23 protein-coding genes are annotated in these 23,918 nt (G+C 60.6%); 21 read left to right on the forward strand and 2 right to left on the reverse strand.

Going from position 1 to position 23,918, the window contains the following annotated elements:
- The first annotated feature begins 3 nt into the window (after window positions 1-3).
- From Q0025_RS10580 to Q0025_RS10650, 15 genes are all read left to right on the forward strand, one after another.
- Window positions 4-744: an SDR family oxidoreductase gene (locus tag Q0025_RS10580; RefSeq protein ID WP_297298791.1), complete on the forward strand. Its 741-nt coding sequence runs from the start codon at window positions 4-6 to the stop codon at window positions 742-744.
- On the forward strand, window positions 728-1,831 hold the full coding sequence (locus Q0025_RS10585) for a 3-dehydroquinate synthase family protein (protein WP_297298793.1): 1,104 nt from the start codon (window positions 728-730) through the stop codon (window positions 1,829-1,831). The genes Q0025_RS10580 and Q0025_RS10585 overlap by 17 nt, the downstream gene beginning before the upstream one ends.
- Window positions 1,828-3,582, forward strand: coding sequence for a thiamine pyrophosphate-binding protein (locus Q0025_RS10590; RefSeq protein ID WP_297298795.1), 1,755 nt, complete (start codon window positions 1,828-1,830; stop codon window positions 3,580-3,582). The genes Q0025_RS10585 and Q0025_RS10590 overlap by 4 nt, the downstream gene beginning before the upstream one ends.
- 56 nt (window positions 3,583-3,638) lie before the next feature.
- Window positions 3,639-4,454, forward strand: coding sequence for a glucose-1-phosphate cytidylyltransferase (gene rfbF, locus Q0025_RS10595; protein WP_297298842.1), 816 nt, complete (start codon window positions 3,639-3,641; stop codon window positions 4,452-4,454).
- Window positions 4,451-5,605, forward strand: a complete 1,155-nt coding sequence (gene rfbG, locus Q0025_RS10600) for a CDP-glucose 4,6-dehydratase (protein ID WP_297298797.1) — start codon at window positions 4,451-4,453, stop codon at window positions 5,603-5,605. The genes rfbF and rfbG overlap by 4 nt, the downstream gene beginning before the upstream one ends.
- The gene (rfbH, locus tag Q0025_RS10605; RefSeq protein ID WP_297298799.1) at window positions 5,602-6,960 is read left to right on the forward strand and encodes a lipopolysaccharide biosynthesis protein RfbH; all 1,359 of its coding nucleotides are present in this window, start codon (window positions 5,602-5,604) and stop codon (window positions 6,958-6,960) included. The genes rfbG and rfbH overlap by 4 nt, the downstream gene beginning before the upstream one ends.
- A complete protein-coding gene (locus Q0025_RS10610) occupies window positions 6,960-7,940 on the forward strand; it encodes an NAD(P)-dependent oxidoreductase (protein WP_297298802.1) in 981 nt (326 codons plus the stop codon). The genes rfbH and Q0025_RS10610 overlap by 1 nt, the downstream gene beginning before the upstream one ends.
- A 17-nt stretch (window positions 7,941-7,957) precedes the next feature.
- Window positions 7,958-9,064 (forward strand): hypothetical protein, encoded by a 1,107-nt coding sequence (locus Q0025_RS10615; RefSeq protein ID WP_297298803.1) that lies wholly within the window; start codon window positions 7,958-7,960, stop codon window positions 9,062-9,064.
- A 672-nt stretch (window positions 9,065-9,736) separates the two neighbouring features.
- Complete coding sequence (locus Q0025_RS10620; protein ID WP_297298805.1) at window positions 9,737-9,919, forward strand: hypothetical protein; 183 nt, start codon at window positions 9,737-9,739, stop codon at window positions 9,917-9,919.
- 119 nt (window positions 9,920-10,038) lie between these two features.
- Window positions 10,039-11,193: a hypothetical protein gene (locus Q0025_RS10625; protein WP_297298808.1), complete on the forward strand. Its 1,155-nt coding sequence runs from the start codon at window positions 10,039-10,041 to the stop codon at window positions 11,191-11,193.
- Between the two features lie 104 nt (window positions 11,194-11,297).
- Window positions 11,298-12,464, forward strand: a complete 1,167-nt coding sequence (locus Q0025_RS10630) for a glycosyltransferase (protein ID WP_366939450.1) — start codon at window positions 11,298-11,300, stop codon at window positions 12,462-12,464.
- 136 nt (window positions 12,465-12,600) lie between these two features.
- The gene (locus Q0025_RS10635; protein WP_297298812.1) at window positions 12,601-13,269 is read left to right on the forward strand and encodes a phosphoribosyltransferase; all 669 of its coding nucleotides are present in this window, start codon (window positions 12,601-12,603) and stop codon (window positions 13,267-13,269) included.
- Between the two features lie 117 nt (window positions 13,270-13,386).
- Complete coding sequence (locus Q0025_RS10640; protein ID WP_297298814.1) at window positions 13,387-13,863, forward strand: NUDIX domain-containing protein; 477 nt, start codon at window positions 13,387-13,389, stop codon at window positions 13,861-13,863.
- A gap of 89 nt (window positions 13,864-13,952) precedes the next feature.
- The gene (locus Q0025_RS10645; protein WP_297298816.1) at window positions 13,953-14,366 is read left to right on the forward strand and encodes a DUF3775 domain-containing protein; all 414 of its coding nucleotides are present in this window, start codon (window positions 13,953-13,955) and stop codon (window positions 14,364-14,366) included.
- 82 nt (window positions 14,367-14,448) lie between these two features.
- Window positions 14,449-15,285, forward strand: coding sequence for a universal stress protein (locus Q0025_RS10650; RefSeq protein WP_297298818.1), 837 nt, complete (start codon window positions 14,449-14,451; stop codon window positions 15,283-15,285).
- A gap of 91 nt (window positions 15,286-15,376) precedes the next feature.
- On the opposite strand, the gene Q0025_RS10655 is transcribed toward Q0025_RS10650, so the two are convergent.
- Window positions 15,377-16,585, reverse strand: a complete 1,209-nt coding sequence (locus tag Q0025_RS10655) for a YbfB/YjiJ family MFS transporter (RefSeq protein WP_297298820.1) — start codon at window positions 16,583-16,585, stop codon at window positions 15,377-15,379.
- A gap of 28 nt (window positions 16,586-16,613) precedes the next feature.
- Window positions 16,614-17,672, reverse strand: coding sequence for a nitronate monooxygenase (locus tag Q0025_RS10660; protein ID WP_297298824.1), 1,059 nt, complete (start codon window positions 17,670-17,672; stop codon window positions 16,614-16,616).
- Window positions 17,673-18,053: 381 nt separating this feature from the next.
- Between Q0025_RS10660 and Q0025_RS10665 the strand changes: the two genes are divergently transcribed.
- The 6 genes from Q0025_RS10665 to groES all read left to right on the forward strand — a co-directional run.
- The gene (locus Q0025_RS10665; RefSeq protein ID WP_297298826.1) at window positions 18,054-19,034 is read left to right on the forward strand and encodes a catalase family peroxidase; all 981 of its coding nucleotides are present in this window, start codon (window positions 18,054-18,056) and stop codon (window positions 19,032-19,034) included.
- A gap of 143 nt (window positions 19,035-19,177) precedes the next feature.
- Window positions 19,178-19,690 carry a dihydrofolate reductase gene (locus tag Q0025_RS10670; protein WP_297298829.1) on the forward strand — a complete coding sequence of 171 codons (513 nt, stop codon included), beginning with the start codon at window positions 19,178-19,180 and terminating at the stop codon, window positions 19,688-19,690.
- Between the two features lie 58 nt (window positions 19,691-19,748).
- On the forward strand, window positions 19,749-20,858 hold the full coding sequence (gene hflK, locus Q0025_RS10675) for an FtsH protease activity modulator HflK (RefSeq protein ID WP_297298831.1): 1,110 nt from the start codon (window positions 19,749-19,751) through the stop codon (window positions 20,856-20,858).
- Window positions 20,855-21,757: a protease modulator HflC gene (gene hflC / locus Q0025_RS10680; protein ID WP_297298833.1), complete on the forward strand. Its 903-nt coding sequence runs from the start codon at window positions 20,855-20,857 to the stop codon at window positions 21,755-21,757. Before hflK ends, hflC begins: the two co-directional genes overlap by 4 nt.
- 108 nt (window positions 21,758-21,865) lie before the next feature.
- The gene (locus Q0025_RS10685) at window positions 21,866-23,377 is read left to right on the forward strand and encodes a Do family serine endopeptidase (RefSeq protein ID WP_297298835.1); all 1,512 of its coding nucleotides are present in this window, start codon (window positions 21,866-21,868) and stop codon (window positions 23,375-23,377) included.
- Window positions 23,378-23,635: 258 nt separating this feature from the next.
- Window positions 23,636-23,918: co-chaperone GroES (gene groES / locus Q0025_RS10690; protein ID WP_297298837.1), on the forward strand; the 283-nt coding region annotated here is incomplete at its 3' end.

Consider the following 23,918-nt stretch of genomic DNA (forward strand, 5'->3'; position numbering starts at 1 on the left):
TCAATGCCCGACAAAGTAAACGCTTCTCAGAAGGGTGCCGAATCCGAGCGCATTCTTCTTTTCGGTGCGAATGGCGCGATCGGCGGCGCGATCGCCAAGAGATTCTTGTCCGAGGAATGGCATGTCGTCGGGACGGCACGCCGGCGCGTCAGCGAAAACGAGCGGATCGACTGGCTTGAGGTCGATCCGTTCGATGCGCAGTTCGACGGCTCGGTACTTCGTGCGTCTGGCCCCTATTCCGCTGTTTGCTGGGCGCAGGGCGCCAACCTGAACGACAGCATTTACGACGTCTCGCTCGAAAGCCATATGGAGCTTTATCGCGCCAATTGCCTCTATATCGTGGCGACCCTGCAAAAGCTGCTGACGTTCGATCTTCTCAAACCGGCGTCGCGGCTCTGCGTCGTCAGTTCGATTTGGCAGAACATGGCGCGGCAAAACAAATTCTCCTACACGGTAACCAAGGCCGCCTTGCAAGGGCTCGTTCTTTCGGTTGCAGCCGATATCGCGGCCAATGGGCATCTCATCAATGCGGTTTTGCCCGGCGCGCTCGATACGCCGATGACACGCCGCAACCTTGGCGCCGACCAAATTGCGCGGCTCGAAGAGGCAACCAAGTTCAATCGGTTGCCCGCGCTCGCCGACGTTGCCAACCTTGTGTTCTACCTCTGCTCCTCCTATAACACCGGCGTCACCGGCCAATTTATCGCAGCAGATCTGGGATTTAGCCATGTCCGCCTTGTTTGACATCACGGCTTTGGCTGGGCGCTATTCGGTTGAACTGTCGCCGGACCTTTATCGACAAATCCTGAATGCCCGCGAAAATGCTTTCGTCATCTGCGACGAGCGTTTTTCTTCGGATTGCGAAAAAGCCGGCATCCGTTACCTGCCGCTGAAGTCGATCGAATTGACGAAAAGCCTTTCGGCTGTTCCGGACGTTATTTCGGCTCTGCGAAAGATGGGCGTGACGCGTAAGACGCGCCTTGTTGCCGTCGGCGGCGGGATCGTCCAGGACGTCGCGGCGTTCTGCGCGGCGATTTATATGCGGGGTCTCGAATGGCTCTATGTGCCGACCACTTTGCTCGGCATGGTCGATAGCTGCATCGGCGGCAAATCCTCGATCAACGTCAACGAATATAAAAATCTAGTCGGGACCTATAATCCGCCGCAACGCGTGATCATCGATACCCAATTCATCGCGACTTTGTCGGACGAGCAAATCGCGGCCGGACTCATCGAGGCGGCAAAGATCACCTTTTGCCGAAACTCGGAGGCCTGGCAGGCCTATTTGGCCTATCAGCCGTCGCCGCGCCTCACGCCGGAGGGTTTTGCTGGAATTATCGCTGCGAGCCTCGCCGCGAAAAAGTGGTTCATCGAACGCGACGAGTTCGACCAGAACGAACGTTTGTTGCTCAATTTCGGTCATACGTTCGGTCACGCACTGGAAGGTTCGTCCGCTTACCGGATTGCACATGGGATCGCCGTCGGTCTTGGCATACTTTGCGCGCTGGCGCTCGGCCGGCTGCAGAACATCCGTTACGAATCACTCCCCGAGGTCGGCCAGCTGCAGGCGCATATCCGCGATCTCCTCGGTTTCGTAACGGATCTGCCCGAGGCGTTGCAGCCGGTGACGTCCAGCGCGTTATTCGATCGGTTCGCCTCGGACAAAAAGCATACGCCCGATAGGTATCGCGTCGTCATGGTGAATAGCGCCGGGCGGACCGAGCTGACGGCGCTGCCGAAGACCGAGGACATTCAGCGTCAGATCATCCTTGCTTTCGAGGAGGTGCTCGACGAATTCAGGGCGCGTGTGCCGGTAGGAGTGGCTTCTTGAAATATAGCGATCTTCTCGTCGATTGGCTGAAGGAAGCAGGATACACAACGTGTTTCTTCGTGGCCGGCGGCAATATCATGCACATCCTGGAATCGTGCGGCCGCAAATTGCGCACGATTCCGGTCGTCCACGAAGTCGCAGCCGGGATCGCGACGGAATATTTCAATCAGGTGTCTTCGGGCGAGCGCGCTTTCGCCCTCGTCACGGCCGGCCCTGGACTGACGAATATTTTGACGGCCTTCGCCGGCGCCTGGCTTGAAAGCCGCGAACTCCTGGTCATTGGCGGTCAGGTCAAGACGGCGGATCTCAGCCGCGGGGAGGTGCGCCAGCGCGGCATTCAGGAAGTGGATGGCGTCGCCCTCGCGCGGCCCGTCAGCGCATTGTCCGTTCTCATGGAAGATGCGATCGACCAGGCGCAGTTTACGGCTTGGATTCAGGCCGGCAGTTCCGGCCGCAAAGGGCCGGTGTTCATCGAATTGCCGCTCGATATTCAGGCACGCAACGTGGCCGAAGACGCCTTCAATCGCGCGCCATCGCCGCTGCCGGCCATACCGCCGATCGCTGCGGCCGATCTTGAGCAGGTTGCCGCGAGAATAAGGCAGGCCGAGCGGCCGATCGTTCTGGTCGGCGGCGGCGTCGATCGCGCGGCGGCTGCGCGCACGCCGTTTGATGCGATGGCGATTCCGGTGATGACCACTTGGAACGGCGCCGATCGGATCGCGGCCGACTCGCCCGTCTATTTCGGGCGACCCAATACGTGGGGTCAGCGTTACGCCAACGTTCTCATCCAGCAGGCCGACCTTCTGATCGCGCTCGGCACGCGGCTCGGGATGCAGCAGACCGGCTTCAATTGGCAAGAATTCCTGCCGCATGGCGACATCATCCAGGTCGATTGCGACAAAAGCGAATTGCATAAGGGGCATCCGAAGGTCGATTGGCCGCTCTGCGGCGACGCCAATCAGGTTCTCGCTTATTTGGCGAAGGCTGATCTCGGCGATCATCGATCCTGGCTTTCCTTCTGCCGCGAGGTGAAAGAGCGCCTGCCGCTCGCCGAAGACTGCAACACGACCGGCCCCGGCTATATTTCGCCGTACGAATTCGCGGGGACCCTGTCGCAGCTCTGCCGCGCCGACGACATCATCATTCCCTGCAGCAGCGGCGGCGCCTTCACGACGATGCTTCAATGCTTCGCCAACAAGGCCGGGCAGATCATGGTGTCGAACAAGGGCCTGGCCGCCATGGGCTATGGCCTTTCCGCCAGCATCGGCGCGGCATTTGCCGGCAACGGCCGGCGCACCGTCCTCGTCGAGGGCGACGGCGGCTTTGCGCAGAATCTTCAGGAGATCGGGACGGCCGCGGTCAATCGGTTGAATCTGAAAATTTTCATCTATGACGACAACGGCTATGCGTCGATCCGGATGACCCAGAGCAATTATTTCGGCGGCCGTTATCTCGGGTGCGATATTGCCACAGGTCTCGGTCTGCCCAACTGGGAGAAGATTTTCGCGGCTTGGGATGTGCCGGCCATGCGGATCAAGCCGGGTTTCGAGACCGATGCGGCCTTCCATAAATTGTTTGCGGCGGAGGGCGTGGCGGCCTTCATCGTCCCCATCGATCCGAAGCAGACCTATTTTCCGAAGATTACCAGCAAAGTCACCGAGAGCGGCGGAATGGTCTCAAATCCGTTGCATCGGCTTTCTCCCGATCTCGACGAGGAATTATATCGGCAGGTCGCCCGCTATCTGCTTTGAGACCTGTCATCGGCCGGACGTAGCCTTAATAAGGATCGCGCATGTCAGTCCAAAATATCAAAGCGGTCATCCTGGCTGGCGGCAAGGGGTCGCGTCTCAGCGAGGAGACGGTCGTCACGCCGAAGCCGCTGATCGAGATCGGCGGCCGGCCCATCCTTTGGCACATTATGAAGATCTATGCCGCGCACGGCATCCGGCGCTTCGTCATCTGCCTTGGCTATAAGGGCTTCAAGATCAAGGAATATTTCCTGAATTACGGGTTGCACAACGTCGACGTCACGATCGAGACGCGGGGCGGCCTGCATATTCATCAGGAGCCGGCCGAAGATTGGGAGATCACGCTTGCCGAAACCGGCGAGGAGACGATGACGGGCGGCCGCATTCGCCGCATCGCGCGGTATCTCCAAGACGATGATCTTTTCTGCCTGACCTATGGCGACGGCGTCGCCGACGTCGATATCGCCGCGAGCCTTGCGTTTCATCGCAGCCACGGCAAGCTCGCGACGGTGACGGCCGTGCGTCCGCTGGCCAGGTTCGGCTCGCTCGACATCGAAGCCGGTGCGGTCAGGCGCTTTGTCGAAAAGCCGGTGACCGAGGGCGGCCTCATCAACGGCGGATTTTTCGTCCTTTCTCCGAAGGTCATCGATTACATCGCCGGCGACGAAACCTTGTGGGAGAAGGAGCCGCTCGAAAACCTGGCGCGCGACCAGCAGTTGATGGCTTTCGAACACGACGGATTCTGGCAGCCGATGGATACGCTGCGCGACCGGCATCATCTCGAAGAACTATGGGCCAAGGGCCGCGCCCCCTGGCGGATCTGGGACGACGTCGCGCCGCGCGAAATCGCCGGCGGCAAAAGGCGGCTGGCATGACGATCGAGCCCGGCACCGCGCCGGTTTTGGACCGTGCATTCTGGAACGGTAAGCGGGTCTTTCTGACAGGGCATACCGGGTTTAAGGGGAGCTGGCTCGCGCTTTGGCTCCGCCGTCTCGGCGCGCATGTCTACGGCTATGCCTTAGCACCGCCGACCGAGCCCAACTTGTTTTCTCTGGCGCGCCTCGAAGACGGGCTGATTCATCAGACAGCCGATATTCGCGATGCTGGCGCGCTGAGCGCCGCCGTACAAGGCTTCAAACCCGATATTGTTCTTCACCTCGCTGCGCAATCGATTCTGCGGCTCTCCTATGACGCGCCGGTCGAGACTTACAGCACCAATGTCATGGGCACGGTCAATGTTCTCGAAGCGGTCCGCAGCACTGCATCCGTGCAAGTCGCGCTCGTGATCACGACCGACAAATGTTACGAGAATCGCGAGCAGATCTGGCCGTATCGCGAAATCGATGCGATGGGCGGCCACGATCCTTACAGCAGCAGCAAAGGCTGCGCGGAGCTTGCCGTCTCGGCCTATGGCCGTTCTTATTTCAACAAGGGCCAGACGATCGTCGCCTCGGCCCGAGCCGGCAATGTCATTGGCGGGGGCGACTGGGCGAAAGACCGGCTCATGACCGACCTCGTCGCCTCTTTGACCCATAATAAAACGCTGATCATTCGGTCGCCCCGCTCCATCCGGCCCTGGCAGCATGTGCTGGAGCCGCTTTCGGGATATTTGCGCGCCGTCGAACATCTGTGGGCGACGCGGCCGCGGGGCCCGGAATGCTGGAACTTCGGTCCGGAGAGCGAGAGCGAGGCGCGCGTTTTGGACGTCGCGCAGGAAGTCTGCCGCCTATGGGAGAGTAAGATCGGCATCGAGGTCATCGCCGATCCGCAAGGCCGGCACGAGGCGAATTTGCTGCGGCTCGATTCGAGCAAGGCACACCTGGAGCTTGGCTGGAGGCCGCGCCTTTCGCTGACGAAGGCGCTTGCCATGACCATCGATTGGCATAAGGCCAACCTTGCCGGCGCGGACATGCAGCGCTTTACCTTTGCCCAGATCGAAGCCTATGAGAACAGCGCGCCGCCGGGAGCTGCAAAGACCCAGGAGGCGTACATCACCGATTATCCCGCCAGAAAGGGCGTTGCATGAGCGACAGCGTCGCTGCCGATTATTCCATGATCGCTGACGAGCGCGAAGAACTGCGTGCGCAGATTCTGGCGTTGACCGCGCGCTATGCGGAGGTTGCGCATGCGCCGAAACCCTTCGTCGCGGGTCAATCGCCCATTCCGGTCTCGGGCCGTGTCTATGACGCGCGCGATATGGTGTCGCTCGTCGATAGTTCGCTCGATTTCTGGCTGACGACCGGCCCGTTTAACGATCGCTTCGAGGCCCGTCTCGCCAAATTCCTCGGTGCCCGTTTTGTCCTGACGTGCAATTCCGGCTCGTCGGCCAATCTTCTCGCCGCGACGGCGCTGACGAGCCCGTTGCTGGGCGACCGCGCGCTGAAGCCGGGGGATGAAGTAATTACCTGCGCGACTGGGTTTCCGACGACGGTCAACCCGCTGCTGCAAAACGGCTTGGTGCCGGTGTTCCTCGATGTCGATATCCCGACCTACAACATTCGCGCCGATCTGATCGAAGCTGCCGTCACTAACCGCACGCGCGCGATCATGGTGGCTCATGCACTCGGCAATCCGTTCGACCTCGATACGGTCATGAAGGTTGCCAAGAAGCACGATCTTTTCGTCGTGGAAGATACCTGCGACGCGCTCGGCGCGACTTACGACGGCAAAATCGTCGGCACGTTCGGCGATATCGGGACGGTCAGCTTCTATCCCGCGCATCATATCACGATGGGCGAGGGGGGCGCCGTTTTCGCTACCCGCTCCATCATCAAGCGAGCCCTGGAATCATTGCGTGATTGGGGCCGCGATTGCTGGTGCATGCCGGGGCATGAGGATACGTGCAAGAAACGGTTCGGCTGGCAGCTCGGCGAACTGCCGTTCGGCTACGATCACAAATATACCTATTCGCATCTCGGTTATAATCTGAAAATCACCGACATGCAGGCGGCCGTCGGCCTTGCGCAGCTCGACCATCTCGAAAGCTTCATCGCGTGTCGGCGCGCCAATTTCGCGCGCCTGAAAGCCGGGCTGAAGCCGTTCAGCGAATTCCTGATCCTGCCCGAGGCAACACCGAAATCGGACCCTTCCTGGTTCGGCTTTCCGATGACAGTACGCGCCTCGGCGCCGTTTGCGCGCGACGATCTTATCAAACATCTCAATGCGAAGAAGATCGGCACGCGACTCCTCTTCGCCGGCAATCTCGTCCGTCAACCCTATATGAAGGGGCGCGCCTACCGCGTCTTCGGGGAGCTTGCGAAGAGCGATCAGGTCATGCGCGATACGTTCTGGGTCGGCGTCTATCCCGCGCTCGGCGACGGCGCGATCGATTACATGATCGAGACGATCGCCACGTTCTGCGCGAGCGGGGGCAAACCCTGATGGCGGAGGGCACCCGCCTTTCCTTCCCGCCCTTCGTCACCGAGAGCCTCGCCGCATCCGGTTATCATTGCGTGGTGACCGGCGGCGGCGGCTGGATCGGCCAGGCGGTGCTCGAAATGCTTGACGGCGCTTTGGGTCAGCAAATTTACGAGCGCGTGCGGGTTTTTGGTTCGAGCGCGCGCGCGATCCATTTGCGCTCCGGCCGCGCCGTCAAATGCCAGACGCTCGAACATATCGAGGGGGCTTCGCATGCCCCGACGCTCTTCATTCACTGCGCGTTCTTGACGAAGGACCGGTTACAAAACGTGAGCACGTCGGACTTCGTGGCGGCGAACCGGACGATCGCTACGCGAGTTGCGGCGGCGATCGAGCAATCCGACGCACGCGGCATTTTCGTGCCATCGTCGGGCGCCGCCTATAAGCGCGGCACGCATCTGCTTGAGGATGACCTTGCGGCCAATCCTTATGGCGTGATGAAACGCGAGGACGAGGAGCGTTTCGGCGCGCTTGCCGCCGCCCGCGGGATTCCGCTTTGCCAGCCGCGGCTCTTCAATCTTTCCGGCCCTTTCATCAACAAGCATGAGCTTTACGCGCTCGCTTCGATGATTAACAGCGCGCTCGCCGGCATGCCGATCAAGATCGTCTCGCCGCCGCGGGTCGTGCGCTCTTATGTTGACGTGGGCGATCTGGTCACGCTTGCTTTTGCCATGCTTCTTACGCCACAAAAGGGAAACAAAGCCGTGTTCGATACGGCCGGCGAAGAGGCGCTCGAGATCGGCGATCTCGCCGCGCTTGTGCTTGATACGCTCGGCCGACGGGATTTGCGGATCGAGCGCGCCGACGCAGAAGAAAAACAGAACGATGTTTATGCGGGTGATGGCCGGGAAATGGCGCGCATGATGCGGAGCTACAGTCTAACTCCGAAGAGCATGAGCCGACAGATCTTGGATACAGCAGCCTATCTTTCCGACATCAGATAACTTGATCGCGCCCGCCCATGACCGCACACATCTCCAACGATATTTATCCTGCCCCGGGCAGCCCCTATTACATCGTCGCGCCGCATTACATCCGGACCTCGGCAGGGATTCGCGTCCTCCACTTGCTCTGTCACAGCTTAAATCGAAGAGGCCAGGTCGCTTATATGATCCTGGTCGGCGAGCCCAATCATGGAGGTGCTCTCTGCATCGATCTTTCGACGCCGGTGCTGACGTTGGATGCTTTAATGGAGCATTATCGCCGCGGGCCGGCTCCGATTGTCGTCTATCCTGAGACCATCAGCGGCAATCCCTTCGCTAGTCCCTGCGTCGTTCGCTATATATTGAATTTTCCCGGCTTGCTCGGCGGAGAAAAAGATTATTCCTCGGACGAATTGTGTTTCAGCTATTCAAAGATCCTCGCCAATGCGACGCGTTCGCCCGAAAATGTTTTGTATTTGCCTCCCATCGACACGTTCACCTTTCACCCGCCTGCTTCGGAGCAAGAGCGTAGCGGAAGCTGTTTCTATGCGGGCAAATACAAAGCCATCCATAAAGGAAAACTGTTTGACGTGACGCGTCATAGCGAGGAAATCACGCGCGATCTTCCGACCTCGCAAACACCGCAGGAAATCGCTGAATTGTTCCGTCGTTCGGAAGTTTTCTATACCTACGAAAATACCGCGCTCGCGACCGAGGCTGTTTTATGCGGATGTCCGGCTGTCTTTTTGCCGAATCCTTATCTCACTCATATCATTGCCGAGGAGGAATTGGGAGTTGACGGCTATGCCTGGGGCGATGCCCCCGCTGAAGTAGCGCGCGCCAAGGCGACGGTGCAACAAGGCGCTGAAAGCTACAAGAAGCGCACCGCCAAATATTGGCACGAGCTCGATCGCTTCATCGAGCTGACCCAGAAACATGCCAAGGGCAGGCAATACCTGCGGCCGATCAATGTTTTGAGCGTGACGAATACGGTGAGTCAAAAAGATGTAATGCCCACGTCCAGCGCCGTCAGCCTCACGCGTGAAACGATCCACGATATCGCGCGCGAGGTCTGGTATGAGCGGCAGCGTTGGAGCCTCGCTTACAAACTTGGACGGCGGCTGACTCGGACACAAGATAGATAGATAGCGGGTCCCGCATCCTGCGCTTTATCTGAAGATGGCCGGCGCGCGCCGAAGCGCTCGCGTCATATCATTGAGACGGAGATCTTGCCGCGACGTCTCGTTTCATGCCGCGCCCGGACGATTTGCGCATAAAGCAGAGAATCGGTTCTTGCGTAAGCCGACGCCGTGGTGATGGATCAGGGTTCCGCGTTGCCGCTCCGATTTGGCAAGACAGAACGGAAGCCCTGAAAGAGCTCTTCGCTCATGTCCGGTCGGGCGCCGCGCCTCATAATGAAAATCGAGACTCTCCCAATGCATACCGAGACGGCGGACAAGATGATGCCGGAGCGTCGAGCCGCGCCTTCATGGCACATGTATAAAAACAGCCGGTTTTATGGATCATCTCTTCCATAACGCGTAAGACCTCGATCATTTCTTATTGCATCGGTCTCCTTTCCGGCCATTCAGTGAAAAGCCGGTTCTCTTCTTCGAACTGACGTAAAAGCGCGCGCGTGTTGTTTGGTCATTACTACTTAAGAGAAGCAACATGTCCGCCGAGCCCGCTGAGATATTCTGACCGAAAAAGGCCGTTACTGGAGGATAGATGAGGAAGCGTGTTGAAAATCCCGTTCCGCTCAAGCGAAGACAGCAGCCGGCGGCGGTTAGAGCGGGCCAAATCTTGCGCAACGTTCGATGGCTGATCCGGCGGAGCTTCTTAATGTCTCCAAAATTCGTTCCTATCGCTTCGGCTTCGAATTGTTTCGTCGCGAAGATTTGACCATTATCCTGGCCCGCCCGTCGCATGGTTGTCGCGAAGCTCGGCGCGTGCATGGCGCGCCTTTCCTGGCGGCGGCGATTGCACTATCCGAGGGTTGAATGAAAATCGAGGCGCAACTCAAATATTGAACGGCTGGATTCGGGGGCAATCTCTGCAGCGGGCGAATCGATTTTGATCGCCCGGAATCAAATCGATTTCAAACCGTCAGGCTGATCACGTGCGACTTATCTATCCGGAAACCGGCGATCCTTACTACATTGTCGCGCCGTCTTATATTGGAACCTCCGCGGGCGTGCGCGCCCTGCACCTGCTTTGCCATAGCCTGAATGTCAGCGGGCGCTCAGCCTATCTGCTTCCTGATCCGGCTTCGCTGCATCTGCCCTTCCACACGCATCCCGACCTGCTTACCCCCTGCTTGACCGAAGATCGCGTGCGGCGGCACTTGGAATTGAGGAAATTGCCGATTGTCGTTTACTCCGAGGTTGTATCGGGCAATCCTTATGGCGCGGCCTGCGTCGTCCGCTATGTCATGAACTTTCCCGGTCTTCTTGGCGGCGACAAAAGCTATGCCGATGACGAATTATGTTTCGGCTACTCCAAGTCGCTGGCGGCGGCTGCGGGCTTTCCGGACAACGTGCTCTTCCTGCCGGCGATGGACACGCGTATTTTCAAGCCACCGCCGCCGACGCAGCGCCGCTCGGGCGCCTGTTTCTATGCCGACAAATACCGGAAGGTGCACGGCGGGCGGCTGTATGACATCACCCGCGGATGCGTGGAGATCACCCGCGATGAGCCCGGTTCTCCCACCCCCGAACAGATTGCCGCGCTCTTCCAAAGGTCGGAGGTCTTCTTCACCTATGAAAATACGCTTCTGGCGACCGAGGCCGTGTTATGCGGTTGCCCGGCGGTTTTCATCCCCAACCCTTATCTGCATGAAATCATCTCGGTGAACGAACTGGGGATGGAGGGCTATGCCTGGGGAACGGACGCAGATGAGATCGCCCGCGCCAAGGCGACCGTCGCGCAAGGCGCGCAAAACTATCTTCGTACCTTTGATGTTTATTGGGCGGATCTTCAGCGCTTCATCACGCTCACCCAGGAGCACGCGGTCGCGCGCCGCGAGGTGCCGCGGGTTTTCAGCGACGATGGCGTGAAGCTTGAGAAGACCCTCAGGTCGGATTCCTGCCCGTATTTCCTGTCGCTGCTGCCGCAGACGCTCGAGCGGGAGATCGCAAAGTTTCTCAGTACGATCGGCTTTGAACGGCTGGGCATGCGCATCTGGAATGATTCGCTCGATCGGCGCAGACGCGGCGAGAAATTCGATGATTCCATCCACCGGATCATCGCCTTGCTGCGATCGGTCAATCACTGATGAAACGGCTGATCGATGGGGAGCTTGCATGCGTCAACGATCGCGCCCCAGCCCAGCGAAGATCGTAATATGCCGAACCATAATCGGTTGCTTGGATTGTCAGAATGACCGGAAGTTCCCCGCAGCTCGCCATCATTATTCCGACCTATCGCTGGAATGCGCTTGCAAAAGACGTTTTGACGCAAGCGGCGTCGATCGGATCGGATGAGATCGCCGTTCACATCGGCGATAACAGCGCCAATCCGGAAAAACACGCCTTTCTGCAAGAGCTCGCCGCCCGAAGCACAAACGTGACGGTTACCTGCCATCCGACGAATTTGGGTGCCGATCGCAATTGGCTACATCTCGTCAAGGCGCAAACGGCGCCATTCATTTGCATGGCGGCGGACGATGATTGCTTTGGCGGTGCATACTACCGATCGGCACTCGCGCTCATCCGCGAAGATCAGAGCTGCGGTGCGTCGGCGGGACTGCTTGTGTCCATCGCGCATGTTCCCGGGCACACGATGCCCGTCGTCTTGCCGGCGACCGAGCGCCTCGAAGCGGATCCGCTCGAAAGAATCCGCAATTATCACGGCAATAACGTTCTCTGTTACGCGATTGCCCGGCGGCCGCTGATCCGAAAATTTGCCGAATATGTCGAAACCAATCCGCTGCAATGCCCGTTCAACGATTACATACTGGCGTTCCATCTATTGTCGACGGGAACCTACCGAAGAGACCAGATGGGTTACGTCTATTTGTTCGACAACTCGCATTGGCAGCTCAACGACTGGTTTATCGAGTCGAACTCGCGATGGTATAAGGGATATGATCTTCCTGAAAAATTCGGCTACTTGACGCGGCTGCATTGGGCCGTTGTCGCGGTGCATTTCTTTTCTTCGATTTTCCGTTCCCCGGCGCTGCCGGCTGAGCGGGCAAAAGCCATTGTCTCATACCTTTTCAATCGTCAGCGCAGCGAATTCGCCCAGGATTTCCAGATATACAGGCCCGTGATGGAAGAGCTGTTTGCGGGAAATGCCGAGGCGGCGGCCGCATGCGCGCGTCTGATGAAAAATAGATACGAATGCGTTGAATCGATTTTCGACGATTTCTCGCTTATCGTCGCGGTCTTTTCGCCAGATGTCGCTCGCCGATATCGCGAGTTTCAAAGCGCGACGCTTCTATCAAAATCAGAGCCCGTGAGCTTTCCTGCCATCGCCTCCCGCTCCACCCTCGGGCGCATGAAAGAAGCCACGCTGCGCGTTCTCGGCCTTGCCCCTGGCCGTTGACCTCTAGCCAACGGTAAGCATCGGCCGCTGCATTTGGTCGCATCCCTGGGCGCGAAACCAGGAAAGCCAATAAAATTGATTCAGCTCAAAGGGGCGCTGCGCTCCCATGCTATTTATTGTCTTATGGGAGGCATTTATGCCATTTCGCGATCGTGAAGAGGCCGGCCGCCGGCTTGCCCAGGCATTGCAAGTTTATCGGAGCCAGACGCCGATTATTATGGCGCTGCCGTGCGGCGGCGTTCCGGTCGCGACGGAGGTGGCTCGCGCGCTCAGAGCGCCACTCGATTTGGTTCTCGCGCGGAAAGTCGGCGTCCCGCACCATTCGGACCTGGCGATGGGAGCCGTGGCCGATGGCGTTGAGCCCGTCGTCGTGCGAAATCAGAATGTCATCGCGGCGGCCGGGGTTTCCGAGGACGCCTTTGCGTCGGCCTGTCAGCAAGAACTCGCTCAAATCGAGCGTCAGCGCTGCCGTTTTGTCGGCCACCGGCGTCGTCCAGAGTTAAGGGGGCGTGTGGTTATTCTGGTCGATGACGGGATCGCGACCGGCGCAACCACGCGTGCGGCCCTGCGTTCGATACGCAAACAAAGGCCGGCTGAGCTGATCCTGGCAGTCCCGGTTGCGCCGACGATTTCGCTCAAGGATCTTCGCGGCGAAGCGGATACGATCATATGTCTTGAGAATTACGAAAACTTCGGCGTGGTCGGATTTTACTATTCTGACTTTCGGCAGGTCGGCGATGAGGAAGTGCGTCAAATATTCGCCGAACGGCAAGTGCCGGATCGGGTGTATGCCCTTCAAGGCTAGCGGAATCGCCTTTGAGCACGATCTCATAAAGCACATCCGGCGTGCCTGCTCTCATTTCAACGGCGTTTTGGACAGGGCTTCGCAGCCAAGCGCCGTTCGCCCAATCGCGTAAGCCGCATGGCCGTAACAAGCGCTGGCATTGTTTTGTATAAGGCCGCGGCCGACGATCTTTGGGTTTTGCTGGTTCATCCGGGCGGACCGTTCTGGCATCGTAAAGATGAGGGTGCGTGGTCGATCCCGAAGGGCGAGGTCGAGGCCGGGGAAGATCTCGCTGCGGCAGCGCGGCGCGAATTTGCCGAGGAACTCGGCGTGCCGCCGCCCGGGCCGCTTGAGCCGCTCGGCGCCGTTCGGCAAGCCGGCGGGAAATGGGTCGAGGCTTTTGCAGCGGCCGGCGATCTCGATCCTGCCGCGATCACAAGCGATCACTTCGAGATTGAGTGGCCGCCGCGCAGCGGACGCCTGCGGGCCTTTCCGGAAGTCGATCGCGCGGCCTGGTTCGCGCTGTCTGTGGCGCGGCAAAAAATTCTTGCGGCGCAGCGCCCGTTTCTCGACCGGCTCGAAAGCCTTCTCACGGACCGAAATCGACAAGCCTAAGCGAGGCGATGGAGCAGCGTCGGCCTTGACCTATTTCCATTTCCGTTCACGGTTCAATCCGCGGGACGCATTTTCAGGATGAGGATGTCATGCTCAAAGACGAACAAGAACCGGTCGAACTCGCAATTAACGTCGATACGGTGCGCTGGCTCATCGAAAAGGCGCGCGAATTCGACGCGAAAGTTGCACCGGTCGAACCGGATCCCGGTTCAAATCCTACCGATGACAACGAAGCTGAAATTCTCGAGGATTACGCCAATGATGCGACGGCGCAAGAATTGCGCGCCGGGATCGACCGGCTCGACGAAGACGAAATTGTCGATCTCATAGCCTTGGCCTGGGTCGGGCGCGGCGATTTCGATCGTGCGACATGGCAAGAGGCGCGAGCCCTGGCCGCCGAGCGGCATCGCAGAAGATCCTCGCGGTATCTGATGGGCATTCCGGCGCTCGGCGATTATCTCGAGGAAGGCTTAGCCGAACTCGGCTATCCGGCGGCAGACTGAGGCGGCCGATCCGCGGTTGAGCAGGATCAATGTTCCTTGGCGCAAAAAGGCTTCCTCTCTCCTTCCAAGGATGGCGAGAGGAATGGCGATGCTCAAGGACATTATGGCGCATCTCGACGGCAGCGCGAATGACGCGGTCCGGCTTGCGCATGCTACGAAGATTGCCTCGCTTCACGGCGCGCGGCTGATCGGGCTCTACACCAATCCTCTACCAGAATATGCTTATGTGCTGGCCGTGCAGTCGGGTCTCGCACCGATGGAGCCGGTCATCGAGGGAGAGGAGCGGATGCGCAAAAACGGCGACCGCGTCGTCGCCGATATCGAGCAGAAACTGGCCAAATTGCCGGTTCCGAGCGCCATCCGGCGGCTCGACGTGGGTGCAAGCCAGATTATCGCGCAGTGCGTCGCCGAAGCGCAATGGGCCGATCTTTTCGTGGCGGTCGCGCCCTACCGGCACGAATACGCTCTCTATTGGGATGACCTCGTCGAGGCAGTCATGTTCGAATCGGGGCATGGGATTTATTTGATTCCTGACACCGGCCATCCCGCGCCGGATTTCGAAAATGTCTTGATCGCCTGGCAGCCGACGCGTGAGGCGGCGAGAGCCATCCATGAAGCGCTGCCGTTCCTGAAGACGAGCAAGACCGTGCGGCTTGCAATCGCCAACCCGGATTGGACATTCCAAGCTCCGGTCATTGTCGATTACTTTCACCGTCACGGCGTGAGCGTCGAGATCGCGATCTTGGAATCGAAGGAGAAGTCGGTGCCGGACATTCTCCTGGACGAAGCGCACGGCATGAAAGCCGGCCTGATCGTTCTGGGCGCCTATGGCCATTCCCGTTTTCGCGAATGGGTTTTAGGCGGCACAACCCGCGAAATGATCGAGCGCTCCGATATTCCTTTGCTGATGGCGCATTGACGTCAGGAATTGCAGCCGCGATTTGCGCGCCGCAAATCGCCTGTGTTCGGAGCGAAGATCCATCGGCGGCCGCGTGCGCGCGCAGTCTCCGCTACGGCTCATCGCGGGCGGCGAGTCCCGTAACGAGGTCGATGGTGAGCGCCAGCAGCAGAGCGGCGCTGCCGATCACGAAAAGCAGCTGATAGCTGCCGCTGCGCGCAAAGACGAACGAGAGGCCATAGGCAGCGCCGGCTTGCAGCACGGCAAAGCTGACGGTTGCCGTGCTCCAGGCGGCTCTTTGCTCATTCGGGTGATGCGCGAGCAATTCATGCACGCGGCCCAGCACGAGCGGCACGATTCCCGGTGTAAAGGCGCCGACGACCAGGCTTGAAACGACGAGCGATAGCGGGCCAAGCCCCAGCGCCGGCAAGATCACGGCGCCGGCTTGCACAAGATAGGCGAACCGTAAGGCGGGACCGAAGCCGGTGCGATCGGCGAGATGTCCGCTGACGAGCGGCCCGACGGCCGCGCCCAATCCGAAAAGCACCCAATATTCGGCGCCGGTCGCGAGGCCTTGGCCGAGCCCGCGGGCGATGAAATCGACGAGAAAAATCATGTGCGGCACGAGGCCCGCGGCGTTGAGCGCATATTCGATATAAAGTGCCCGCAGCGTCGCGGCCCGATGCGGCCGCCGGTGCGCAGGCGCGCTTGCAGCCTGTATTGGATCCTGCGGCCAGCCGCCCCAGGCGATAAGCGTCAGCGCCAGCGAGAGAATGCCGAGCCCGAGCCACGTCGCGGTGAGCCCTTGGTGCAGCAGGAGCGGCACCAGCGTTCCGGACGCGACAATGCCGACGCCGACCCCGACGAAGATAAGGCCGCCGGCAAGACCACGGCGCGCCGCCGCGACATGCGGCAGGACGCTCGGCGCGGCAAGCACCATGAGCACCCCGCCGGAGAGGCCGGCGATGAACCGCCAGACGAAGAACCAAAGAAACGAGACGGGATAAGCGCAGGCGAAAAAAGCTGCGGTCGCCAGGCCCATCATGAACCTCAACGCGGTCGCGGCCGGCATCCGCGCCGCGAGCGGGCGGCCGAGCAGGGCGCCGGCGAGATAACCCGCCAGATTGGCGGCGCCAAGATAAGCGGCTGCGGACGCCCCGAACCAATGCGCATTGACGATCACCGGCAGCAGCGGCGTATAGGCGAAGCGCGCGAGACCGATGCCCACGAGGCTGGCGCAGAACGCCGAGAGGATCGCCCATTGTGTGCGGCGCGCCGATATGTCGTGTTGCTGTTGGCGGGGGGCAACCTTCTTATCCATTCCGCTTCCTTCCAACGTGCCGGCGGGATCAGCTGCGTGCGAGTTCCGCCGCGAGGGTCGCGACCAAATCTGCTGCCGGCAGGGCGCGCGCCAAGGGCGCGCCTTGACCGGCCCATTGCGCGCCGAAACCGAATTCGCCTTTGGCCTTGCCGGCGCTATGCAGCGCTTTGCCGAGATCGTAGGCGATCGGATAATCGGGGATGTCGGTCGCGGCAATGTCGCCGAGGTGCGTAAAGCGGTTGGCGAGGCAGCGCGCAGGGCGGCCGGAAATGGTGCGCGTCATGACGGTATGATGTGCGGCGTCGCTGAAGAGCGCGGCGCGGTAACCGGCATCGGCGAGGCTCTCGTCGCAACCGACGAATGCGGTGCCAAGCTGCGCCGCCGCCGCGCCGAGGTGCAGCGCTGCCGCAATTCCGGCGCCGTCCATGATGCCGCCGGCGGCGATGATCGGCCGATCGATTTGTCGCGCCAGCAGACGCGTCAGCGCCATGGTGCCGAGTCGGTCGTCGGCGCCCTCCGCATCGAAAAGGCCACGATGGCCGCCGGCTTCATAGCCTTGGGCGATGATCGCATCGACGCCGGCCGCAGTGGCTTGGCGTGCCTCGGCGAGGCTGGTCGCGGAGGCGAAGACAATAATTCCCGCCGCCTGCAACGCGTCGATCCGCGCCGCGGATGGCAGGCCGAAATGCAGGCTCACCACCTGCGGCCGCGTGTCGAGAAGAACGGCGAGCATGGCGTCGTCTTCGACGAAGCTGCGGTAGATTTCGCCAAGAGCTGCGGGCGGCGTGGCTTCGAATTTTTTGAATTCGGGCGCGAAACGCGCGATCCAGGCGCTTTCGCGTCGCGGGTCGGGGCGTGCCGGGCGGTGGCAGAAGACATTGACGTTCAGCGGCCCGTTAGAGCGCGCGCGGACCTCGGCGATCATCGCGCCGGCGCTTTCGGCATGCGTCGCGCCGACACCGATCGAGCCAAGCCCCCCCGCGCCGCTGACGGCTGCCGCCATGGCCGGCGGCGATATGCCGGCCATCGGTGCTTGAATGATCGGCAGATCGAGGCCGATACGGTCGAGCAGCGGATTGCGGGTCATCGCATTGAAGCTCCTGTCGGCAGCGCGCCGATTTCGTCAGCGTTGCATTCCGGTGCCCTCATCTCGGTCATTCGAAGGCCGATGCGGAAGTTGGAATAAGAGATGTCTGATATGCCGATTTGACGGGGCAAGGCTCGATCCGCACGATTTTAATCGACAGCGGCGATACCTCGAACATCGCTGCTGCATCGTTTCATTGCGGCCCCGGTTCATTATGACATCTTTGTCATCGAGGCACTATGCCGCATGAGTTGTCGCCGCTTTGCGCGCATGGTTTTGACGGCGAATTGTTCTAGTAGGTTTCGCAATCCTCGTTTAGCTTTCGTTACGCATCTTGTTCTTCGGCACGAAGATTCGCGCCGATGTTGAAAGAGTGGAATCATGTTGCGAAAAAGTGCTGCGTTCTCCGCCGGCCTGGCGTTGCTTTTCAACTTCGGTTGCGGCTTTGCCGGGGCGCAATCCCTGCCGGAAGACATCGTCAACGCCTTGAACAAAGTTTCTGGCGTACATCCGGGCTTTCGCGCCAATCATGCCAAGGGCATTGTCGGCCAAGGCACGTTCAAGGCTTCGCCGCAGGCGGCGACACTCAGCAAGGCGGCGATCTTCACCGGCGATGCGATTCCGGTGACGATCCGTTTTTCCGATAGCGGCGGCGTGCCGACCGTCCCCGACGGGTCGCGCTTGGCCATGCCGCATGGGCTCGCCATCAAATTCCATCTGAAGGACGGCAGCGAGACGGATATCGTCATCAACTCGTTGAAGTTCTTTCCGGTCGCGACGGGTGAGGACTTCCGCGATCTGTTGCTGGCCGTTGCCGCAAGTCCGCCCGGCGCGCCGAAGCCGACGAAGCTCGATCTTTTCTTCAAGACGCATCCGCGCGCACCGTTGGCCTTGGGCGACCAGCAACAGCCCGATAGTTTTGCCGACGAGCAATATAACGGTGTCGATGCGTTCGTCTTCGTCGACAAGAGCGGCAAGAAACAAGCGTTCCGCTATATCGCCGCGCCGGAGAAACTCGTTCTCATCAGCAAGGAGGAGGCGGCGAAGAAGTCGCCGAACTATCTCTTCGACGAGATTGCCACGCGCGTCGCCAAAGCCCCCGTGACTTTCCATCTCGAAGCGCAGCTTGCGGCGCCGGGCGATGTCACAAAGGATCCAACGATTCCGTGGCCCGCCAATCGCAAAGTCGTCGATCTCGGCGTGCTGACGATCGATAAGATCGACGCCGACAGCCTCGCTGAGCAAAAGAAGCTCCTGTTCCTGCCCGGCGCGCTCACCTCCGGCATCGAGGAATCCGACGATCCGCTCATCGACGTGCGCGACGGCGCCTATGCCGTCTCTTACGGCCGACGCAGTCAATAGTTGCGTTAAGTGCGCTTCTGTGCGCTAAACGGCGCCATGGCGCCGGACGCTCCAACACGTTTCGGCCCCGCGACGCGCGGCGACGCGGGGTTAAACTTTGCTTTTAGCCGTGAAGGTGCCGCAAAATTTGCCGGCGCGCTTGCATGAGCCTGCCACTCGTCGCAATTGTCGCCGTCGCCGACAACGGCGTCATCGGCCGCGGCAATGCGCTGCCTTGGCATATTTCTGCCGATCTCAAGCGCTTTCGCGCGCTGACGCTCGGCAAGCCGCTCATCATGGGCCGCAAGACCTTTGCCTCGCTCGGCCGGGCGTTGCCAGGCCGCGAAACGATCGTCGTCACGCGCGATCCAAGCTTTAAACCACCGGCCGGAGTCTATACGGCCTCGGATATCGACACCGCTCTGGCGCTGGCGGAGATTCGCGCCAAGGCCTTGGGCGCGGCGGAGATCGTCATCGCCGGCGGCGGCGAGATCTACGCAGCCGTCATCGACCGGCTGGACCGGCTTCATGTAACCTATGTTCATTGCAGGCCCGAGGGCGATGCCTTCTTTCCGCCTCTCGATTGGTCACATTGGCGCGAAATCTGCCGTGAAGATCATGCGGCCGAACAGGACGGGGATGCGGGTTATGCGTTCGTGGATTATATCCGCTCCTAATCCCTTTCGCCGGCGCGCAAAGCCGACTAAGAGATGCGCGGCATCGAGGATATTTTGAATGCCTTGGAGCAATGACGGCAAGGGCGGCGGCTCTTGGAAGCCCGACAATCCGGGTCCCTGGGGCCAGCCGCCGCGGCCCAATCCGGTCGATTTCGAGGACTGGCTGCGCCGCGCGCAGGCGCGCCTGCGAAGCTGGCTGCCGGGCGGCGGCCTTGGCGGACGCGCGCTCCTGGCGCTCGGGCTGCTCGGCGTGCTGCTGTGGCTGCTCTCGGGCTTCTACACGGTCGGGCCGAATGAGGTCGGCCTCAACATGATCTTCGGCCGCTATACGGGCAAAACGAGCTCGGGCCTCAATTACAATCTGCCCTATCCGGTCGGTTCGGTCGAAAAGCTCGCGGTCACAGATCGCAATACGATCAACATCGGCTTCGTTTCCCGCATGGATGACCGTACCGGCGAAGAGGCGACGTTCGATCTGCCGGAAGAAAGCCTGATGCTGACCGGCGACCAGAACATCGCCGATGTAAAATTCGTCGTGATCTGGCAGATTGATCCATCGCATCCGGAAGATTATGCGTTCAATGTCGCCGATCCGGACGATACGGTGAAGGCTGTGGCGGAGAGCGCGATGCGCGCCGTGATCGGCCGCAGCCTGATCCAGAATATCCTCACCGCCGACCGCAAGGTGATCGAGCCGGCGGTGCAGGACGGGATGCAGAAGATTCTCGACAATTACAAAGCCGGCGTTCTCGTGCTGCAAGTGCAGTTGCAATCGGTCGATCCGCCGCAGGAAGTCATCTCGGCCTTTCGCGACGTGACGGCGGCGCAGCAGGATCGCGACCGTATGCGCAATGAAGCTGAAACCTATGCCAATAACGTCGTGCCGGTGGCGCGCGGCCAGGCTGCGGCGCTGGTGCAGCAGGCGGAAGGCTATCGCCTGCAGACGATCGACGAGGCGACCGGCCAGGCTTCGCGCTTCGCCCAGGTCGAAGCCCAATATAAGAACGCCCCGGCAGTAACGCGTGAGCGTATCTATCTCGAAACGATGGAAAAAATTCTCGGCGGCAGCGACAAGGTGATCGTCGACCCGGGCAGCGGCCAGGGCGTGCTGCCCTATCTGCCTTTGCCGCAATTGGCGCCGAGCAATGCCGACGGGGCCTCGAAATGAAGGGCGCGAGCGGCTTTTTCCTGGTTTTGCTCGCGATCGTCGCCGTCGTCGTCGCGGCGGCATCGGTGTTCACGGTCGGCCAGACCGAACAGGCGCTGGTCTTGCGCTTTGGCGATCCGGTCGCCGGGCGTGGCCTTGTCACCGAACCCGGATTGCATTTCAAAATTCCGTTTATCGAAACCGTCGTCCTGCTCGACAAGCGCATTCTCGACGTCGAGACGCCGACGCAGGAAGTGCTTGCTTCCGACAGTACGCGCGTCGAAGTTGATTCCTTCCTCAAATATCGCATCGTCGATCCGCTGAAATTCTATCAATCGGTCGGCAACACCGATCGCGCCGGTGAACAGCTCGGCTATATCCTCAATTCGGCGGTGCGGCGGGTGCTCGGCGATGCCGATCTCAGCCAGATCGTCAGCGGCGAGCGCGAAGCCCTGATGGGCGCCATTCGACAACAGGTGAACCAGCAGACCGCCAAGCTCGGCGTCGTTGCCGTCGATGTGCGGATCCGGCGCACCGACCTGCCGCAGCAGATTTCTGAAAAAGTATTCAGCCGCATGCAGAGCGAATGGGCGCGTCAGGCGGCGCTTTATCGCGCCCAAGGCAGCGAGCAATCGCAGGAGATCAAGGCCAAGGCCGATCGCGACGTTGTCGTCCTGCGGGCCGACGCGCAACGCGACGCCGACAAGATTCGCGGCGCGGGTGATGCGGAGCGGGCACGGATCTTCGCCGCCGCCTTCAGCAAGGACCCCGACTTTTTTGCCTTCTACCGCTCGATGCAGGCCTATGTGGCAGGCCTGAAATCGTCCAATACGCGCTATGTCCTGAGCCCGAAATCGGCTTTCTTCCGGTTTTTCTCGCCGGCCGAGGCCGCACCTCTAGCGGCCGCGCCGGCGCACTAGCGCCGAGTCTCAGCCAGGTTTGTGATTTTTGCCGCGGTTCCAATGCAAAATCGGCGTGAACTTGCCTGGCTGATGGGCTAGTTTCCGCAGCTCAAACAGGAGAGGTGAATGACAGTGTTCCCGCATGCGGCATCCGCTTGCGTCCAGGCGCGGAAAATTTTGCTGGCGGGAGCCTTGGGCTTGGCGGTGATGGGGCTTGGTGCTGTAGCGCCGGCGCTCGCCGACCAAAGGCCGGATTCCTTCGCCGATCTTGCCGCGGCTGTCAGCGACGCCGTGGTCAATATTTCGGCGACGCAGGCCTATGAGGAAAAGGACGCCGGCAACGGCGCCGACGTCGATCCTGGAACGCCATTCGACGACCTCTTCGACCAATTCCTTCGCCATCATCAGCAGGGCGGGGGCGACGGCAGCCTCGGCACGCGCGAGCGCAGTTCGAATTCGCTCGGCTCCGGCTTCGTGATCGATCCATCGGGCATTGTCATCACCAATAACCACGTCATCGCCGATTCCAATGAAGTAACGGTGATCTTCACCGACGGCACGAAGCTGAAGGCACGCGTAATCGGCAAGGATAGCAAGGTCGATGTCGCGGTTCTTAAGGTCAATCCGACCCATCCGCTGAAGGCGGTGAAGTTCGGCGACAGCGATAAAATGCGCGTCGGCGATTGGGTGATCGCGGTCGGCAACCCGTTCGGGCTCGGCGGCACCGTCACGGCGGGCATCGTTTCGGCCCGCCACCGCGACATCGATTCCGGTCCCTATGACAATTACATCCAGACCGACGCCGCCATCAATAAAGGCAATTCCGGCGGTCCGCTGTTCAACGAGCACGGCGAGGTGATCGGCATCAACACTGCGATCCTGTCGCCGTCGGGCGGTTCGATCGGCATCGGTTTTGCGACTCCTTCGGATACGGTGGCGCCGATCATCGATCAATTGCGCACTTACGGCGAGACGCGGCGTGGCTGGCTCGGCGTGCGTATCCAGTCGATCGATGATTCGATCGCCGAAAGCCTCGATCTCGGCAAAGTGCGCGGCGCGCTCGTCGCCGGCACCGACGTCGGCGGGCCGGCCGCTGCGGCCGGCATCGAGACGGGCGATGTGATCGTCAAGTTCGATGGCGTGGATGTTGCCGAATCGCATGATCTGCCGAAGCTCGTCGCCTCCGCTCCCGTCGGCAAGGAGGTCGCCATCGTCATCGTCCGGCAGGGCCATGAGCTGACCAAGATGGCCAAGCTCGGCCGGCTGGAAGACGCTGCGCAGAAAGCCTCGTTGACGACGGGCGATCTGGGGCAGGGCAAGGCTTTGTTGTCGACGCCGCTCGAACGGGCGCTCGGCATGGCGCTGGCGCCGCTCAACGAGACCTCGCGCCTCAAATATGCGATCAAGGACAGCGTGACGGCGGGCGTCGTCGTCACCGGCGTCGATGCCAACTCGCCGGCGGCGCAAAAGAACATACTGCCGGGCGAGGTAATCCTTGAGATCAATCAGGATCCGGTGCATGCGCCGGCCGACATCGCCAGAAAAATGCGTATCTTGAAGACCGCCGGAAAGAAATGGGTTCTGCTCCTCGTCTCGACGCCACAGGGCGAGGAGCGCTTCGTTGCGGTCAATCTTTAGGCCGCCGGGCGATGCGCCGCGGCATCAATAACGCGCTGCGGCATTAACCAAGCTGAGAACCGGACACGATCCTCGACGCCGGCAGGAACGATCCCGACTGCGGCCGTCCTTGACAGCACAAGAGGCGCCGCCTATGTCCAGGCCGCCGTTAGCACTCACTGAGTTCGAGTGCTAACGGGCCCTCATTTTCCAGGTCCGAGCGGCGCCGGCGTTTCGTTACCCAGGGCGCTGTTCTCGAAACGTTCAAGGAAGCAGCGCATGACTTTCCGTCCTCTGCATGACCGCGTCGTCGTCAAGCGCCTCGAAGGCGAGGAAAAGACGAAGGGCGGCATCATTATCCCCGATACGGCGAAAGAGAAGCCGCAAGAGGGTGAGATCATTGCCGTCGGCCCGGGCGGCCGCGACGAGACCGGTAAGCTCGTCCCCCTCGATGTGAAGGCCGGCGATCGCATTCTCTTCGGCAAATGGTCCGGCACCGAGGTCAAGATTGATGGCCCGGATCTCCTCATCATGAAGGAGAGCGACATCCTGGGCGTCGTCG

Origin of the sequence: uncultured Methylovirgula sp. (genome assembly GCF_947646745.1) — a bacterium.
Classification (GTDB): domain Bacteria; phylum Pseudomonadota; class Alphaproteobacteria; order Rhizobiales; family Beijerinckiaceae; genus Methylovirgula.